General features: G+C 66.0%; 14 protein-coding genes. 8 read left to right on the top strand and 6 right to left on the bottom strand.

All coding sequences use genetic code 11. The features are described 5' to 3' along the window. The first annotated feature begins 37 nt into the window (after nt 1-37). The 8 genes from A5781_RS07545 (at nt 38) to A5781_RS07510 (ending at nt 7,101) form a co-directional block, all read left to right on the top strand. The gene (locus A5781_RS07545; RefSeq protein ID WP_067203380.1) at nt 38-1,297 is read left to right on the top strand and encodes a glutamate-5-semialdehyde dehydrogenase; all 1,260 of its coding nucleotides are present in this window, start codon (nt 38-40) and stop codon (nt 1,295-1,297) included. Nucleotides 1,298-1,331: 34 nt separating this feature from the next. Continuing rightward, nucleotides 1,332-2,207 carry a MoxR family ATPase gene (locus tag A5781_RS07540; protein WP_067203379.1) on the top strand — a complete coding sequence of 292 codons (876 nt, stop codon included), beginning with the start codon at nt 1,332-1,334 and terminating at the stop codon, nt 2,205-2,207. Nucleotides 2,208-2,217: 10 nt separating this feature from the next. Then, the gene (locus A5781_RS07535) at nt 2,218-3,663 is read left to right on the top strand and encodes a VWA domain-containing protein (RefSeq protein WP_067203377.1); all 1,446 of its coding nucleotides are present in this window, start codon (nt 2,218-2,220) and stop codon (nt 3,661-3,663) included. Nucleotides 3,664-3,825: 162 nt separating this feature from the next. Then, nucleotides 3,826-4,479 carry a nicotinate-nucleotide adenylyltransferase gene (gene nadD / locus A5781_RS07530; protein ID WP_255360806.1) on the top strand — a complete coding sequence of 218 codons (654 nt, stop codon included), beginning with the start codon at nt 3,826-3,828 and terminating at the stop codon, nt 4,477-4,479. Continuing rightward, a complete protein-coding gene (gene rsfS, locus A5781_RS07525; RefSeq protein WP_067203374.1) occupies nt 4,476-4,865 on the top strand; it encodes a ribosome silencing factor in 390 nt (129 codons plus the stop codon). The genes nadD and rsfS overlap by 4 nt, the downstream gene beginning before the upstream one ends. Next, on the top strand, nt 4,862-5,536 hold the full coding sequence (gene gpgP, locus A5781_RS07520) for a glucosyl-3-phosphoglycerate phosphatase (protein ID WP_067203372.1): 675 nt from the start codon (nt 4,862-4,864) through the stop codon (nt 5,534-5,536). Before rsfS ends, gpgP begins: the two co-directional genes overlap by 4 nt. After that, nucleotides 5,526-6,263 carry a diglucosylglycerate octanoyltransferase gene (gene octT, locus A5781_RS07515; RefSeq protein ID WP_067203370.1) on the top strand — a complete coding sequence of 246 codons (738 nt, stop codon included), beginning with the start codon at nt 5,526-5,528 and terminating at the stop codon, nt 6,261-6,263. Before gpgP ends, octT begins: the two co-directional genes overlap by 11 nt. A gap of 4 nt (nt 6,264-6,267) precedes the next feature. Beyond that, on the top strand, nt 6,268-7,101 hold the full coding sequence (locus A5781_RS07510) for a DegV family protein (protein ID WP_067203368.1): 834 nt from the start codon (nt 6,268-6,270) through the stop codon (nt 7,099-7,101). On the opposite strand, the gene A5781_RS07505 is transcribed toward A5781_RS07510, so the two are convergent. The 6 genes from A5781_RS07505 to A5781_RS07480 form a co-directional block, all read right to left on the bottom strand. Continuing rightward, nucleotides 7,098-10,007, bottom strand: a complete 2,910-nt coding sequence (locus tag A5781_RS07505) for an RND family transporter (RefSeq protein WP_067203366.1) — start codon at nt 10,005-10,007, stop codon at nt 7,098-7,100. The two genes, A5781_RS07510 and A5781_RS07505, sit on opposite strands and share 4 nt — an antisense overlap. Beyond that, complete coding sequence (locus A5781_RS07500; protein ID WP_197503717.1) at nt 10,004-10,471, bottom strand: MmpS family transport accessory protein; 468 nt, start codon at nt 10,469-10,471, stop codon at nt 10,004-10,006. The genes A5781_RS07505 and A5781_RS07500 overlap by 4 nt, the downstream gene beginning before the upstream one ends. Nucleotides 10,472-10,641: 170 nt before the next feature. Further along, complete coding sequence (locus A5781_RS07495) at nt 10,642-11,700, bottom strand: dihydrodipicolinate reductase (RefSeq protein WP_067203361.1); 1,059 nt, start codon at nt 11,698-11,700, stop codon at nt 10,642-10,644. Between the two features lie 74 nt (nt 11,701-11,774). After that, nucleotides 11,775-12,860 (bottom strand): acyltransferase PE, encoded by a 1,086-nt coding sequence (gene pe / locus A5781_RS07490; RefSeq protein WP_067203462.1) that lies wholly within the window; start codon nt 12,858-12,860, stop codon nt 11,775-11,777. A gap of 79 nt (nt 12,861-12,939) precedes the next feature. After that, complete coding sequence (locus A5781_RS07485; protein WP_067203460.1) at nt 12,940-15,939, bottom strand: RND family transporter; 3,000 nt, start codon at nt 15,937-15,939, stop codon at nt 12,940-12,942. Nucleotides 15,940-16,015: 76 nt separating this feature from the next. Beyond that, entirely contained in the window at nt 16,016-17,437 is a 1,422-nt protein-coding gene (locus A5781_RS07480) for a condensation domain-containing protein (RefSeq protein WP_067203358.1), read from the bottom strand. Between the last annotated feature and the right edge of the window lie 293 nt (nt 17,438-17,730).

Below are 17,730 nucleotides of genomic sequence, written 5' to 3'. Positions count from 1 at the left end.
CCTCACCTGGCCGGTTAAGGCCCGATACCCTGGTTCAATGAGTCTGCAAGCACCATCGCTTCCTGACTTGCGCCGGGAGGTCCACAACGCCGCTCGTCGCGCCCGGGTCGCCTCCCGCGTCCTGGCATTGCTGCCGACGGTCGCCAAGGACCAGGCGCTGCGGTCGGCGGCCGACGCGATAGCGGCCCACACCGAATTGATCCTGTCGGCCAATGCCGAAGACCTCAGCGCCGCCGAAGCCTCCGGCACCCCGACCGCGATGCTCGACCGGTTGGCGCTGGACCCCATACGTGTCGAGGGAATCGCCGCCGGCCTGCGTCAGGTCGCCGGGCTGCCCGACCCGGTCGGCGAGGTGCTGCGCGGCTACACCCTGCCCAACGGTTTGCATCTGCGGCAGCAGCGCGTGCCGCTCGGCGTCGTCGGCATGATCTACGAAGGTCGGCCCAACGTCACCGTCGACGCCTTCGGTCTGGCGCTCAAGTCGGGCAACGCCGTGTTGCTGCGCGGAAGTTCCTCGGCCGCGCGGTCCAACCAGGCGCTGGTGCAGGTGCTGCGCGCTTCGCTGGTCAGCGAGGACCTGCCCGCCGATGCGGTGCAACTGCTTTCGGCCGCCGATCGCTCCACGGTTACGCACCTGATCCAGGCCCGCGGCCTGGTCGACGTGGTGATTCCACGCGGGGGAGCCAGCCTGATCAACGCGGTGGTCCGCGACGCGCAGGTGCCCACCATCGAGACCGGCGTGGGCAACTGTCACGTGTACGTCCACGAGGGCGCCGACCTGGACGTGGCGGAACGGATCCTGCTGAACTCCAAGACCCGTCGGCCCAGTGTCTGCAACGCCGCCGAGACGCTGTTGGTCGATGCCGCCATCGCCAAGAAGGCGCTGCCCCGGTTGGTGGCCGCCCTGGAGGACGCCGGCGTGACCGTGCACGGCGGGTTCTCGGCGGACGCAGAGGAGGACGACCTGCGCCGTGAGTACCTGTCGATGGACATCGCGGTCGCGGTGGTCGACGGCATCGACGCCGCGATCGCGCACATCAACGAGTACGGCACTGGGCACACCGAGGCCATCGTCACTAGCAATATGGCTGCGGCGCAACGGTTTAGCGACGGCGTCGACGCCGCCGCGGTGATGATCAACGCATCGACAGCGTTCACCGACGGTGAGCAGTTCGGTTTCGGCGCCGAAATCGGCATCTCTACCCAGAAATTGCATGCGCGCGGCCCCATGGGGCTGCCGGAATTGACCTCGACCAAGTGGATCGCGTGGGGTGACGGGCAAATCCGCCCCGCCTGACCGCGACGAAAAGTGCTTTAGGAGAACCGAGATAGTGAGCGTGCCCGCCCGGCCCAAGCCGCTGTTCGCCGACATCGACGACGTCTCGCGACGGTTGGCCGAGACCGGTTACCTGCCCGACACCGCCACCGCGACCGCGGTGTTCCTCGCCGACCGGCTGGGCAAGCCGCTGCTGGTGGAGGGCCCCGCCGGTGTGGGCAAGACCGAGCTGGCCCGCGCCGTCGCCCAGGCGACCGGTTCCGGACTGGTCCGCCTGCAGTGCTACGAGGGGGTGGACGAGGCTCGCGCCCTCTACGAGTGGAATCACGCCAAGCAGATCCTGCGCATCCAGGCCGGCTCGGGAGACTGGGACCAGACCAAGGACGACGTGTTCAGCGAGGAGTTCCTGCTGCAGCGTCCGCTGCTGACCGCCATCCGGCGCACCGAGCCCACGGTGCTGCTGATCGACGAAACCGACAAGGCCGACATCGAAATCGAGGGCTTGCTGCTCGAGGTGCTGTCCGACTTCGCGGTGACCGTGCCCGAGCTGGGCACGATCACCGCCGAGCGGACACCGTTCGTGGTGCTGACCTCCAACGCCACCCGCGAACTGTCGGAGGCCCTCAAGCGTCGCTGCCTGTTCTTGCACATTGACTTTCCGAGTCCCGAATTGGAACGCCGCATCCTGTTGTCGCGGGTGCCCGAGTTGCCCCAGCATCTTGCCGACGAACTGGTGCGCATCATCGGCGTGCTGCGGGGCATGCAACTTAAGAAACTGCCGTCCGTGGCCGAGACGATCGACTGGGGCCGGACGCTGCTCGCGCTGGGCCTGGACACCATCGACGACTCCGTCGTTGCCGCCACCCTGGGCGTGGTTCTCAAGCATCAGTCCGACCAGCAGCGCGCAACCGGCGAGCTCCGGTTGAACTAGGGACGCACCGATGGCCCCCCGCCGCATCCGACCCACCCGGCCGCTCGCCCCGCACGGGCTGCCCGGCCACCTGGTTGGCTTCGTGGAAGCTCTTCGTGCGGTGGGCATTTCGGTGGGTCCGTCCGAGACCGTGGATGCCGGGCGGGTGATGGCCACCCTCGGCTTGGGTGATCGTGAGGTGTTACGCGAGGGCATCGCCTGCGCCGTGTTGCGCCGTCCCGAACACCGCGAGACCTACGACGCCATGTTCGACCTGTGGTTCCCCGCGGCGTTGGGCACGCGCGCGGTGGTGACCGACGAGGAGGCCGACGCGTCGTCGGACGACTCCTTGCCGCCCGACGACGTCGAGGCGATGCGCCAGATGCTGCTGGATCTACTCAACGAGAACCCCGAGCTCGCCGACATGGACCAGCGGCTGGTCGCGATGATCGCGCGCATCGTGGAGGCCTACGGCAAATACAGCTCCAGCCGCGGCCCGTCGTTCTCGTCGTACCAGGCGCTCAAGGCGATGGCCCTAGACGAGTTGGAGGGCAAGCTGCTGGCGGGGCTGCTCGCCCCGTACGGTGACGAACCCACGCCCACCCAGGAACAGATCGCCAAAGCGATGGCGGCGCAGCGGATCACGCAACTGCGCAAGATGGTCGACGCCGAGACCAAGCGGCGCACCGCCGAACAGCTCGGCCGCGACCACGTCCAGATGTACGGCATCCCACAGCTTTCCGAGAACGTCGAGTTCCTGCGCGCCTCCGGCGAACAGCTGCGCCAGATGCAAAGGGTGGTGGCGCCGCTGGCCCGGACCCTGGCCACCCGGCTCGCGGCCCGGCGGCGACGCAGCCGCGCCGGCGTGATCGACCTGCGCAAGACGCTGCGCAAGTCGATGTCCACCGGCGGCGTGCCGATCGACGTCGTGCTGGCCAAACCCCGCCCGGCGCGCCCGGAGCTGGTGGTGCTGTGCGACGTCTCCGGCTCCGTCGCCGGGTTCAGCCACTTCACCCTCCTGCTGGTACACGCACTGCGCCAACAGTTCTCGCGGGTCAGGGTGTTCGCCTTCATCGACACCACCGACGAGGTGACCCACATGTTCGGGCCCGAAGCCGACCTGGCCGTGGCGATTCAGCGGATCACCCGGGAGGCCGGCGTGTACAGCCGCGACGGGCATTCCGACTACGGCAACGCCTTCGCATCGTTCGTGCAGGCGTTCCCCAACGTCTTGTCACCGCGCAGCTCGCTGCTGGTGCTCGGTGACGGCCGCACCAACTACCGCAATCCGGAGACCGAGCTGCTGGCCCACATGGTGACCGCCAGCCGGCACGCGCACTGGCTGAACCCCGAACCCAAGCACCTATGGGGCAGCGGCGACTCGGCGGTGCCGCGCTACCAAGAGGTCATCGCGATGCATGAATGCCGGTCGGCCAAGCAGCTCGCCGCCGTGATCGACCAGCTGCTGCCGGTCTGAGGGCGTTCTTCGTCCCCGCGTCACCCTGGCGTGACGCTCAAGCGCCGGAGTTGCGCCGGCGTGACGCTCGCGGGCGGCGCCCCGGGATGCGGGCCAGCCCGCGGGCTGAGGAATCGGGCCGGATCGCCGCCTCAAGTAAGCTGGCAAATCGTGCAAAAGCAGCTGCGCAGGCTGGGTGTGATGGGTGGGACGTTCGATCCCATCCATTACGGGCACCTGGTTGCCGCGAGTGAGGTCGCCGACCTGTTCGACCTCGACGAAGTGGTGTTCGTACCCAGCGGTCAGCCCTGGCAGAAGGACCGGCACGTTTCCGCTGCCGAGGACCGATACCTGATGACGGTGATCGCCACCGCGTCCAACCCCCGCTTCTCGGTGAGCCGGGTCGACGTCGACCGCGCAGGGCCCACCTACACCAAGGACACACTGCGGGATCTGCACGCCCTCAACCCCGACTCGCAGCTGTACTTCATCACCGGTGCCGACGCGCTCGCTTCCATCCTGTCCTGGCAGGGCTGGGAGGAGCTGTTCGAGCTGGCGCGGTTCGTCGGCGTCAGCCGGCCCGGCTACGAGCTGCGGCGCGAACACATCACCGGCGTGCTCGGCGAGCTGGCGGAGGACGTGCTGACGCTCGTTGAGATCCCGGCGCTGGCGATCTCGTCGACCGACTGCCGACTGCGCGCCGAGCAGCATCGGCCCCTGTGGTACCTGATGCCCGACGGCGTCGTGCAGTACGTCTCCAAGCGCCGGCTCTATCGCGGCGAACAATCGAAGGACACCGTGAGCCGATCAACCCTGCCCGCCGGGAACAACACATGACCGCCACCCAGGAGGCGATCGACATGGCGACCGTGGCCGCCGGCGCGGCCGCATCGAAGCTGGCCGACGATGTCGTCGTGATCGACGTGTCCGGCCAACTCGTCATCACCGACTGCTTCGTCATCGCCTCGGCGTCCAACGAGCGGCAGGTCAATGCCATAGTCGACGAGGTCGAGGAGAAGATGCGCAGGGCGGGCTACAAGCCGGCGCGCCGGGAGGGCACCCGGGAGGGCCGCTGGACGCTGCTGGACTACCGCGACATCGTCGTGCACATCCAGCACCAGGATGACCGCGACTTCTACGCCCTGGACCGGTTGTGGGGCGACTGCCCGGTCGTGCCCGTGGACCTGGCCGCGGTTCCCGACGAGTCGACGGGCACGCAATGACGATTCGTCGCCTGATCATGTTGCGGCACGGGCAAACCGAGTTCAACGCCGGCAGCCGCATGCAGGGGCAGCTGGATTCCCAACTCAGCGAACTCGGGCGGGCGCAAGCGATCGCCGCCGCCGAGGTGCTCGGCAAGCTACAGCCGTTGCTCATCGTGTCGTCGGATCTGCATCGCGCCTACGACACGGCGATCCGGCTCGGGGAGCGGACCGGCCAGCCGATCCGGGTGGATCCGCGGTTGAGGGAAACCCATCTCGGCGACTGGCAGGGACTGACGCACACCGAGGTCGACACGCAGGCCCCCGGGGCCCGCCTGGCCTGGCGCGAAGACGCCACCTGGGCGCCCCATGGTGGCGAAAGCCGGGCCGACGTCGCCGCCCGCAGCGTGCCGTTGGTGACCGAACTGGTCTCCGGCGAGCCGGAATGGGGCGGCCCCCAGCACGCCGATCGGCCAGTGGTGCTGGTGGCCCACGGCGGGCTGATCGCCGCGCTGTCGGCCGCGCTGCTCAAGCTTCCGGTCGCCAACTGGCCGACGTTGGGCGGCATGGGCAATGCCAGCTGGGTGCAGCTTTCCGGCCATTCCGACGACTCCGGGGCGGGTTTCGACAGCATCCGCTGGCGTCTCGACGTGTGGAACGCTTCGGCGCAGGTGTCCAACGATGTCCTCTGATGCACGGCCCACCCTGCTGATCTTCGCCGACTCGCTGGCCTACTACGGGCCGACCGGCGGCCTGCCCGCAGACGATCCGCGCATCTGGCCCAATATCGTTGCCGCACAATTGGGTTGGGACGTCGAACTCATCGGTCGCATCGGCTGGACCTGCCGCGACATCTGGTGGGCGGCGACCCAGGACCCGCGCGCCTGGGCCGCGCTGCCCAGGGCCGGCGCGGTCATTTTCGCGACCGGCGGAATGGATTCGCTGCCGTCGGTGCTGCCGACCGCGCTGCGCGAACTGATCCGCTACGTGCGCCCGCCGCGAGTGCGGCGCTGGGTCCGCGACGGCTACGGCTGGCTGCAGCCCAGGGTCTCGCCGGTGGCCCGGTCCGCGCTGCCCGCGCACCTCAGCGCCGACTACCTCGAACAGACCCGCAACGCAATCGATTTCAACCGCCCGGGCATCCCGATCGTGGCCTCGCTGCCGTCCGTGCATATCGCCGACACCTACGGCAGGGCCCACCATGGCCGCCCGGCGACCGCCGCGGCGATCACCGAGTGGGCACAAACCCACGACGTTCCCCTGGTGGACCTCAAAGCGGCTGTCGCCGAGCACATCATGAGTGGGCGCGGAAATCCCGACGGCATTCACTGGAATTTCGAAGCACACCAGGCGGTTGCCGAGCTGATGCTGAAGGCCCTGGCCGAAGCCGGCGTTCCGACCGACAAGCCACGCGGGTAGCTCGATGCCCGTCCTGGTGGTGACCGATGCGTCGGCGCGCTTGCCGGCCGACTTGCTGGAGCAGTGGGCGATACGGGTTGTGCCGCTGCACATTCTGCTCGACGGTGTCGATTTGCGCGACGGCGTGGACCAGATCCCCGAAGACGTCTACAAGCGTCACGCCACCACCGCGGCGGCCACACCGGCCGAACTGGCCGACGCCTACCAGCAGGCGCTGGCCGACAGCGGCGGGGACGGCGTGGTGGCGGTGCACATTTCGTCCGCACTGTCGGGAACCTGCGGCGCCGCCGAGCGGACCGCTGCCGACCTGGACACCCACGTGCGGGTCGTCGACTCGAAGTCGACCGCCATGGGCACGGGCTTTATTGCGTTGGCCGCCGCGCGGGCGGCGGCCGCCGGCGGCGACCTCGACGCCGTCGCCGCCGCGGCGGATGCGGCCGCACGGCATAGCCATGCGTTCATGGTGGTACACCGGCTCGACAACCTGCGCCGCAGTGGACGGATCGGCGGCGCCAAGGCATGGCTGGGCACGGCGCTGGCGCTCAAGCCGCTGCTTCGCATCGACGACGACGGCAAACTCGTTCTGGCCCAACGGGTACGCACCGTCACCCACGCGACGGAGGCGATGATCGACCGGGTCTGCCAAGTCGCCGGCGACAGTCCGGCCGCGCTGGCGGTGCATCACGTCGCCAACCCGGACGGCGCCAAGGAAGTGGCGGCGGAGCTGGCGCGCAGACTACCGGCCTGCGAGCCGGCGATCATCACCCCGTTGGGGCCGGTGCTGGCGTTGCATGTCGGCGCGGGAGCCGTCGCGGTCGTCGTGCAGCTGCCGACTTAAGCGGGCACCGGGCGCCGGGCGTTGTCGCCGCGGGGGTGTACCACTTGCGGCCACCAGAACCACCGCCCCAGCAGCGTCGCGATCGACGGCATCAGCAGCGTGCGCACGATCAGGGTGTCGAGCAGCAGACCGATGCACACCGTCGACCCGAATTGGCCAAGCACCCGCAAGTCGCTGCCGAGCATCGAGGCCATGGTGAAGGCGAACACCAGGCCCGCGGCCGTCACCACCCCACCGGTGCCCGCCATCGACCGGATGATTCCGGTCTTGAGCCCGGCATGGATTTCTTCTTTGAATCGCGAGACCAGCAGCAGGTTGTAGTCGGATCCGACGGCCAGCAGGATGATGACGGACAGCGCCATCACGATCCAGTGGATTCTGATGCCGAACAGGTCCTGCCAAATGAGCACGGACAGGCCGAATGATGCGGCGATCGAGCTGGCCGCGGTGCCGACGATCACCAGCGCGGCCACCACGCTGCGAGTGAGCAGGAGCATGATCATGAAGATCAGCGTCAGGGCCGACACCACGGCGATCATCAGGTCGTACTTCTCGCCGTCGGCCATGTCGCGGAACGTCGGGGCCGTGCCGCCGAGATAGACCTTGGCGTCCTGCAAAGACGACTGCTTGAGTCCCTCCTGCGCGGCGGTGCGCTCGGCGTCGACTCGCGAAATGCCTTCCGGCGTCATCGGATCGCTCTGGTGGGTGATGAAGAATCGCGCCGACTTACCGTCCGGCGACAAGAACATCCGAAGGCCCGTCTGAAAATCGGGGTTATCGAAAGCCTCCGGCGGGAGGTAGAAGAAGTCGTCGTTCTTCGATGCGTCGAAGCTCTGCCCCATCACGATCGCCGTGTTGCTCATCGCCTCCATCTGATCGATCATCGCCTTGAACGTCTGATACAGGGTGAGCGTGATGCCCCTGGTGGTCTTCAGCGTGGTGATCAGCGCGGGAAACAGCGCATTCAGGTCGTGGGTGGCTTTGGCGGTGTGCGCGATGTCCGCGGTGAGGTAATGGAACTGCTCGGCGAGTTGGTCGAACCCGTCGAACGTGTCGAAGAGGGACCGTAACCCGATGCATACCGGGATGTCGTAGCAGTGCCTCTCCCAGTAGAAGTAGGACCGCACCGGCCGGAAGGTGTCGTCGAAATCCGCGATGTGATCACGCAAGGAATCGGTGATCTGCGACGTTACGGCCGTGGTCTTTGCGCTGTCGTCTGCGGCGTTGGCCAGGTCTTGCGACACCTCGTACTGGCGCTGCGTGGTGTCGATCTGGGTCTGCAGGTCGTCGGCCATCCTGAGGATGTCGGCGATGCGCTCCTTGAGGAAACCCATGTTCTGCATCGTCGTCTGGCTTTGGATGCTGTTCTGGAACGGTATCGAGCTGTGCTGAATCGGAATGCCCAGCGGCCTGGTGATGTCCTGAACCATGGCGATCCCGACCGTGCGCATCTCGTTCTTGGCCACCCGGTCCAGCACCAGCATGTCGGCCGGGTTTCGCATGTCATGGTCGGCCTCCACCATCAACATGTCGGGGTTCATCCGGGCCAGCGAGAAATGGCGGTCGGCGGCCGCCTGTCCGAGATTGGACGGGGCGGAGGTCGGTAGGTAGTAGCGGTCGTTGTAGCTCGTCTTGTAGCTCGGCAAGGCGACCATGCCGACCAAGACGACCGCGGCGCTGACGGCCAAAACCGGTGCGGGCCAACGCACCACCGCGGTGCCCACCCGCCGCCAGAGCCGCCCGCGCTTGGCCGCCCGCTTGGACTCGAAGAGGTGAAAGCGACTGCCCACGAAGACAACCGCGGGACCCAGCGTCAGTCCGGCCAGCACCACCACCAGCATGCCGATAGCCACGGGGGCGCCCATGGTGTTGAACCAGGGCAGCCGCGTGAAGCTCAGGCAGTACGTCGCCCCGGCGATGGTCAGCCCGGACCCCAGCACCACCGGGGCCACCCCTTTGAAGGTGGTGTAGTACGCGGTTTCTCGATCCTCGCCTGCGCGCAACGCTTCTTGATAGCGGCCGACGAGGAAGATGCCGTAGTCGGTGCCGGCCGCGATCGCCAGCATGGTGAGGATGTTGGCGGCGAAGGTGGTGAGCCCGAATGCGTTGTGGTACGCGAGAACCGCGACCACGCCCCGTGAACAGGCCAGCGCCACGAAGGTCATGAACAACTGGACCAGCGTGGTGACGATGGACCGATAGACCAGCAGCAACATGATCGCGATGGCACCCAAGGTGAACAGCGTGATCTTGGCCAGGCTGGCGTTACCGATGATGTGCATGTCGTCGGACAACGCGGCGGGACCGGTGACGTAGGCCTTCACGCCCGGTGGTGCCTTGTTCTCGTCGATCACCTTGCGCACGGCGTCCACGGACTCGTTGGCCAGCGTGGTGCCCTGGTTGCCGGCCAGGTTGATCATCACGTACGCGCCCTTGGCGTCGGCGCTCTGCGCGCCCGCGGCGGTCAGCCGATCGCCCCAGAAGTCCTGGATGTGCTGGATGTGCTGGGGATCCTTGCGCAGGTCCCGAATCAGCTTGTCGTAGTACTGGTGCGCGTCCGGGCCGAGGGGCTGCTGGCCCTCCAGCACGATCATGACCGTGCTGTTGGAATCGAACTCGCGGAAGTTATGGCCCAGCCGCATCATCGCCTTCATCGACGGCGCGTCCAGCGGTGTCATAGGCGCCGAATGGGCCTCGCCGACTTTTTCCAGCGTGGGGACGATGACGTTCACCAGGACCGTGACGAACACCCAGCCCAGGATGATCGGCACCGCGAAGATGCGGATCGTATGGGGCAGGTACGGGCGGTGGCCGCGCTCGGCCTTCGCTTGCGCCGGTGTCGTGATCGGTCCGGTGTTCTCGGTGTCCGCGGTGCCCAGATGGCCCCTGCCCGTGCCGTCGCTCATGCGGACTTCACCAGGCAGAAGGTCTGCGCGTTGTGGCCATCGGAGCTCCGCTGTTCGCGGACGACGCCGTCGACGGTGATCTTGCAGCTGATCTCACCGCTGTCGCTCTGCGCCATGATGTTGGCGCTCACCGAGGGCAAGGTGGTCGAGATGGTGGCCGACCACGGCAGAGGCGCCGCGTTGACCTGGTGGGTGTTGGCGTTCTCGTCCCAGTAGTTGATGTTGGCGGTGGCCCCGGGTGGCCCCGTGATGTCGTACACCACGACCTTCGGGTTGAACTGCACGATTTCGATCCCCTTGCCGGCGTTCGCGTTGAGATCCTGCGAGCCGAAAATCTTGTGGAGCCGCGACACGATCAATGCCGAAAGGGCCAAGACCACCACCAAAAGCAGCGGTATCCATGCCCGTTTGAGCACGCGGGTTACGGTGCCGGTACGTGGACCCGAGTCTGGACTAGCCACCACCTACCGCCTTCCGCATTACCGCCACCCCGGCGCTGCCGCAAAGCTCACCTACGTCGCCGACGACACCGATGTCCCTCGACAATTTGCTCAGCTAAGCACTCTAAACCTTAGTGCACGCAAGCGTTCCTCCGGGGCCTCCGATGTGGCGAACCGCATATGGCTCCGGGCGCTTACCGGGCCACCCGGCCGGTGACCGGCGGCAAATCGGCAAGCGTCACGATTCCGGGCTCGGCAGCCACCACAGCCGGGACCGCGTTGGTCACCGGCATCGCCGTGTAGATCATTCCCAATCCCATGAACCCGGGTTCCGTCCAATCCTTCGGCGGCAGGCAATGCAGGACGGTCCGCATGTTGGGCAGCCCGTACACCTGAATGACGTGGCCGTGCTCCAGTGGCTTGGGCGGCTCCACGTGATTGCCCATGGTCCAGTTGAACCCGACGCTGACCACGTTGCGGTCGCCCTGCCAGCCGCGGTGGTAGCCATAGACACTGCCGACCGTTCCCGCGGGGATTTTCATGAAGCCCAGATCCGAGTCCCCGGTGGCCGCGGTGAAGGTCACGTCGAAGGTCATCCGGTCCAGCTTGGCCCCGATCGCGTCGGCCATCATGGCCGCCGATTCGGCGAAGACCTCGCTTTCGCGCCGCACGCTTTCCGCCAGCCCCGGCGTACCGGGATCCTGCGAGAAGCCCATCGCCGTCTGCGTTTCCGCTGATTCGTAGGTCGAGCAATCCACCGACTCGGTGATCCGGATTTCGTCGACGCGTTCGCACGCGCCGCTGAGCACCATGCCGACCATGTTCGTCATGCCCGGGTGCGCCCCGCTGCCGAAGATCGTCGAACCGCCTCGTTTGCAGGCATCCACGATGCGTTCGCGGTCCTCGGGTGTCTGCTTGCCTCCGGTGATCCAGGCCGCGCTGGAGCACACGTTGACACCCGCTTCCAGCAAGCGCACCAACTCATCGATGTTGGGCCACAACGGGTTATAGCAGCACGCGTCGGCACCCGAGGCGAGCAGCGCGTCGATGTCGTTCGTCGCGCGCACGCCGGTCGGTTCCGGCCAGCCGGCCAGTTCGGCGGCATCCACGCCGACCTTGTCCGCCCCGTGCGCGTACACCCCGACCAATTCCATGTCCGGCCTGCCGATGATGGCGTGCAGCGAACGCCGCCCGATGTTCCCGGTCGTCCACTGGATGACGCGCAGCGGGCGGTCTGTCGGGGGCTTGCTCATCGCGTCTCCTTTGACGTGGGCGAATCTGGGTCATTATCGCCGACGTGCGCCCGGGCGTGTCTACACCCTCAAGGTCAGCGGTTGCCCTGGTTCAACGCAGCCATGGCGCTCGACATCAGCTGCGAAAAGGGATCGCCGCCCCCGCCGAAGGTGGCCTGACTGGCCGGTGCAATCACGGCCGCGGGGTCGAAGCCCCGCACCGGATCCACTTGAAGCGGAGCGGTAAGCGGGTCGTCGTTGCGCGAGTATCCCGCATTCACCATCGGAGTCAGTTCCGCGTCGAGCTGATTCAGCACGTCTTCCGGCACGCCGAGGTAGCCCAAGGGCAGTACCAGCGGGAGGTGTCTTTCGGGAATCAGATACGTCGTTGTCTTCGCGCCCCTGGAGTTGACGGTCGTCCTGATGTTCTGCGGCGGCACCATGCTCGGGTCGGTGAACGCGACCGCGGTATGACCGGTCGCTTCGCCCACGAGGGTGTTGGCCAGCGCTAACAGGTTGTCCGGCCGGTCGGGAAAGTCGGCGATCATGTCGTATGCAGCGACGAAAGCCTTGGTGTCGTATTGGCTCTCCACCGGGGGCGGTATTCGGTAGTCGAGCGCAGGAACGACGGAGCCAACCGGAAAGAAGGAGGTCAGGAAACTCTCGCCGAAGGCGTGTCGCCCGACCGGGTTGCCAAATGTGCTGAAGACCAATTGGTTTGGTGGGGGAGCGTTCGGATCACTCGCGAGCCTGGCCTGCTCGGCGTCAAGCACGAGCGAACCCTCGGACAACCCGATCGCGGCGCCGGGCCCACCCCTGCGGATCGCCGCATCCAGGTTCTCGGCCCCGACGGCGACCGACTCGCCGATGCTGGGCCCGTCCACGCCCACACCCGGGAAGGCTTCATCCAGCCGGCCTATCCCCGGAAAGAGCCGTTCGAGCACGTGGCCCTGGACCTGCCCCGCCGGGTAGTCGACGATTTCTCGCTTCAGGCCGGGAAACCAGCCGGCACCCAGGCGCCTGCCGTACTCGTCGTAGGGAATACCCGGAACGTGAGCGCCGCCCAAGGCGTACGCCGTCCCGTCGCCGGGCTCGTCATCGGCCGTCGCGATCCCGAGGCCGAAATATCCTGTGACGCCGAGGGTTACCACGGCGGTAACTCCTGCGAGTACTTTCTGCATCGCCACTTCCCGCCTGCCCGACTTGGTCTCGTAGTGTCGCATATCGCTCGTGGGCCTCGCTAACCCCAGCTGACGGGTACTAATCCGCACGCCCGGCCGGTGAGCGGGATCGCGACCATTGCGCTCCCGGTCGTGATGGCCACCAGCTCGCCCGCCCGACCAGCGTAGCCAAGGCGGGCACCGTTATGGTGCGGACCAGGAAGGTGTCGAGCAAGATTCCGATCCCGATCACGAAGCCGCCCTGAACCACGGTGCCGATGCTGGAAAACACCAGCCCCCACATCGAGGCGGCGAAGATCAAACCCGCCGCGGTGATCACACCCCCGGTCGAACTCAACGCGCGAATGACGCCGTAACGCATGCTGTGCGGGGACTCGTCACGCATTCGCGAGACGAAAAGCATATTGTAATCGGCTCCGACGGCGACCAATACCACGAAGGCCAATGGCGGCACGCTCCAATGCAATTGCTGGCCCAGTAGGAATTGAAACGTCAGGACGCCGATACCCACCGCCGACAAATACGAAATGACGACGGAAGCGACCAGATACAGCGGTGCGACGACCGCGCGCAGCAGTGCGATCAGCGTCATCAGGACGACGATGATGGTGACGACAATGATGAACTTGATGTCGTGCTCATAAAAGTCTCGCGTGTCCCGCAGCGTAACGGGATATCCGACCATCGATATCGAGGCATCCGCCAATGAGGTATTCGGTTGGGCTCCCCGGGCGGTATCGCTGATCGCACTGACCTGATCCATCGCCTCGGCGCTGAACGGGTTGAGTTTCGTCTGAACCAAATACCGCACCGAGTGCCCGTCGGGCGAAATGAACGCCTTAGCGGCCTTCTTGAACTCCTCCATGTGCAGCAGCTGCGCCGGAACGTTGAACCCCGCCATCGACGGTTCCGCCGCGTCACGTTTCAGCGTGAGGAGGAACGCCGACGCCTCGCCGAGCCCCGTACCCATTTGTCTGATCTGGTCGACGAGTTGGTCCACCCCATCGGCCACTTGCCGGCTTCCGCTGGCGAACCGGTCAGCGCCTTGTTGCAGGTGGTTCAGGTCGGCCTGCAGGCCACCGGGCTGGTCCAGCCCCATGGCATGCAGCGCCTTAACGAAGTTGGCGAGTGCACCACGCAGGTGATCCACCGACGCGTTGAGGGTCTGCCGATCTTGGAACGCCTGGAGCTGTCCCGCCAGATCATTGATCTGGTCGAGGCTTCCGTCACCACGGGCATTGACCACGCGCTCGAATTGGGCGCGGGTGGCGCTGCAGGAGGGATCGGCATCGCAAACCTGGTTGCCCTCGAGCGCCGCCAGCACCGGGGCCACCCAGGCGAACATGTCCTTGACGGCCGCAAAGTTGACGCCGATGGTATGGCCGAGGGAATTGATGCTGCTGACGAGCTTGGCGGCGGTGACGACTTCCTTGACCAACTTGTCGCCGCCGTACTGGGTTTTCATCGAAGTGAAAGCCTCGGTCAGGCCTTGCATCCCGGCAACCATCTGGTTGACCTGGCCCCGCACATCGCCGAGGTTGTCGGCCAGGGTGTTGGCCCCGGCGAGCAGTCGGTTGAGATCATCGGCGTGGTCGCTGATCAGGGCCGAACCGGCGCCCAGGCGAGCGCCGATAGCGCCCGCCTGGTAGGTGGCCCTGAACTGTTCCGGCACCGCGCCCGCGGGCCGGGTCACGCCGCTGACCGCAGCGATGTTCGGCAGTTGGCTGACTCGGTCGGCCATCTGCTCCAGATCCGCGAGCGCCCGCGGCGTACGCAGGTCGTGCGGTGACTGGACGAGGATGTATTCCGGAATGGACTGATTGACCGGGAAGTGGCGATCCAGCGCGGCATACCCGAGCGAACTCGGTGCTGAGGACCGCAGGGCCTTGCGGTCGTCGTAGTTGTAACGCACCAAACCCGCACAGCTGGCGAGAATGATCAGCACTAGCACGCTGGCAACCAGATGAAACCTGGGCCGGCGCACGATGCGTATCCCCGAACGTCGCCAGAACCGGGCGGTCAGTTCGCGTGGGGGCTTGACCCAGCCGCGCGGCCCGGCCACTACCAAGATGGCGGGCAGCAAGGTCATCGCCGCGAGGAAGGCGACACCGATCCCGATGGCCGACGAGATACCCACCGTGGAGAACACACCCATCCGGGCGAAACTTATTCCGAGAAAAGTGATTCCGACCGTGGCCGCGGATGCGGCGATCACATTTCCGATCGAGGTGAGCGCCCGCCGCACGGCTTCGTCGAAGTCCGCTCCGCGCCGAAGATAGTCGTGGTAGCGGCTGATGAGGAAGACCGCGTAGTCGGTTCCCGCGCCGGCGATGATGGCGCTCAAGAAGACGATGGACTGGTTCGAAACGCCTAGGCCGCCGATTTGCGAGATTCCGGCGACGACGGCCTGCGCGATCACCATCGACGCCCCGATCGCGAGCAGCGGCAGCAGCATGGTGAGCGGGTTGCGGTAGACCACCAGCAGGACGACGAGCACCAGGGCGGCGATCGCCAGTTCAATCGGAAGGCGATCCCGCTCGCCCGCCACGGTGAGGTCGCTGACGGTGGCCGCGGGTCCGGTCAGGTTCGCTGTCAACGGGGATCCGGCGACGTTGTGCTTGACGATGTCGGCAACGCGGAGGTAAGCGGCGTAGGACTTTGGTGTGCCCAATTCGCCGGCGAGGCCAACCGGCAGCACCCAGGATTTGCGGTCCTTACTGGTCAAAACCGGACGCAAGGGCGGCGTGCTGACGAAATCCTGCAGCATCAGCACGTCGCGCCGGTCGTCGTGCAGGGCGCTCACCAGCTTGTGGTAGGTGGCTTCGTCGGCAGGCCCAAGCCCTTTCTCATCGCTGAGGACCACCAGCATGAGGTTCTCGGCGCCCGATTCGTGAAACGCTTCGGTCATCTTCCGGGCGGCCACGCTCGACGGCGCGCCGCTCGGCAGCATCGCGAGTGGGTGCTTCTGCGCCATCTCGTTCAGGGGCGGGAACGTCAGCGGCAGTGCGACCGCGATCAGGACCCAGAACCCTATGACGACCCCGGGCCAACGCACCACAAAATCCGCTAGCCGTCGCACATCGACCTCGCTACGCACCCGGCCGCGTGAAAAGGCCGAGTCCGGAGAAAATCAGTAGGCATCGTACTGTTCCCCGCTAGGCAACGCGCCCCCAATGCCCGCTATCAGCGACCCGCATACACACGGACTTCATCGCCGCGACATACCGGGCGACTGATTTTCGGGCAACCGCGTTGTCTGGAAACATTATCGCCATTACGGTGCCTTCCTCGTACCGGAAGGTATAGATCGTTAGCTGATACGAATATCTTCCGTCGGAGTAGATCCCAATGTTGTTGGTGTAGCCCATCTCAGCTGCCGCGAGCACGGCGTTCATCGGAGCGGCATCCCCATGCAAAAAATTTGTCACCGGAAAGTTCGGGCGGGGCCTGCTCAGCCACGGCGCCAATTCCAGCACGCGGTAATAGGGGACCTTCGCCATGTTCAGACTCGAGTCAAAGGAACTCTGCGCCGCCCAGGCCGCGTCACAAAAGGACACAGCGGCAATCGGCACGATGATCGGAACCAAGCCGGTAAACCAACCCTGGGTCATGAAGTTGTCCGAAGTTTTTCGAGTATCTCTGGGGGTGAGTCCGTAATAGGTGGCGGCACCGGTGAATTCGTGTTCCACCTGCGCGAGGCAGGCGAACAAGCCGCCGACGAAGCGCGCACCCGCCGCCGAGCAGGCCGCTTCGAATCTCGCGGTTTGTTGCGCGTCCATCAAGGTGTCCGTGATCATCTCACTCTTGCTGGGCTCCAACGGATTTCCCAGCGGCAAAGGGAACTCCGGCAGGCTTCCATCGTTGTTCTCGGCGAAGTCAATCCACGCGCGTACCTGCGGCGAATCCACGGTCAAGTCTGACGTGTACCGCCGCTCTTCGGCGCAGAAATCGGCAAAGCTGCCGGCGGCGGGCAGCGCAAGGGGCCCGGCGCCACCCGTCAACGCCGTGTACATCGCGTGGGACTCCACCATCGTGATGCCGATCAGCGCCGCGTCCCCGTGGACGTGGTCAATGCTCGCGTAGAAGGTGAAGTGATTCTCGTTTTGGACAATCCCGAAGCTGAAGCACTCCCAGTGCAGCGGATCGGGTGTGGCCACCACATGGTCGTGCAAGTCGTCAACGGCCATTTCGCCGTGGTCGGTGGGCGCGAATTCGATATCGGCGGGATCCTCGATGGTATGCCGAATGATGTCGCCCGCGTCGGTGTGCTCAAACCAGCTGCGGTACGTGTCATGCCGGCGCAAATATGCATTGAGCGCCTCATTCATGGCGGAAATGTCGCACTGGCCGGGGACTTCGCAGGTCGCGATGATTTGCCGTGAATAGTCGAGTCCCGAGGTCGTTTGCCGGTGATAACCCCGAAGATGCTGGCTCTGCATGTAGCTGACGGGCACCGCACTGACCGGCGCTTGCCGGGCCCTATCCCGGGCCGTGGGCGTCGGGTGCCAGGAGATGACAACACCTGGGCTCGGCGACCAATCACGGATTGAGCCGATGGTGATCTTCCCGATGCGCAATGTCTTCTCCTCGTTCCGGAGGGCTGCAGTTCCGGCCGGCCGGTGGCGAGATCAAGATAGCTTCTTCGGCACCCACCGTCCCCGACATGCCGGGCTGGACGTGCTCGGCGACAGGCGGGGCTACCCACTAGGGTGATGGGCGGCCCGGCGTGGGACGCAGTCTGGCATCCGGCGACACTACTCGCCGCGGGGGGAACGATTCTCCTGCGTATCGGGTCGGCATGTGGTGCAGTGGTCGGGTCATACGGTTTGGTCCAGCGCTACGGACCCGTCGCCGGAGGCCGGCCCCGGGG

The sequence above is a fragment of the Mycobacterium sp. 852002-30065_SCH5024008 genome (genome assembly GCF_001665645.1).
In the GTDB taxonomy this organism is placed as follows: domain Bacteria; phylum Actinomycetota; class Actinomycetes; order Mycobacteriales; family Mycobacteriaceae; genus Mycobacterium; species Mycobacterium paraffinicum.
This window is presented reverse-complemented; position numbering and strand designations above follow the sequence as displayed.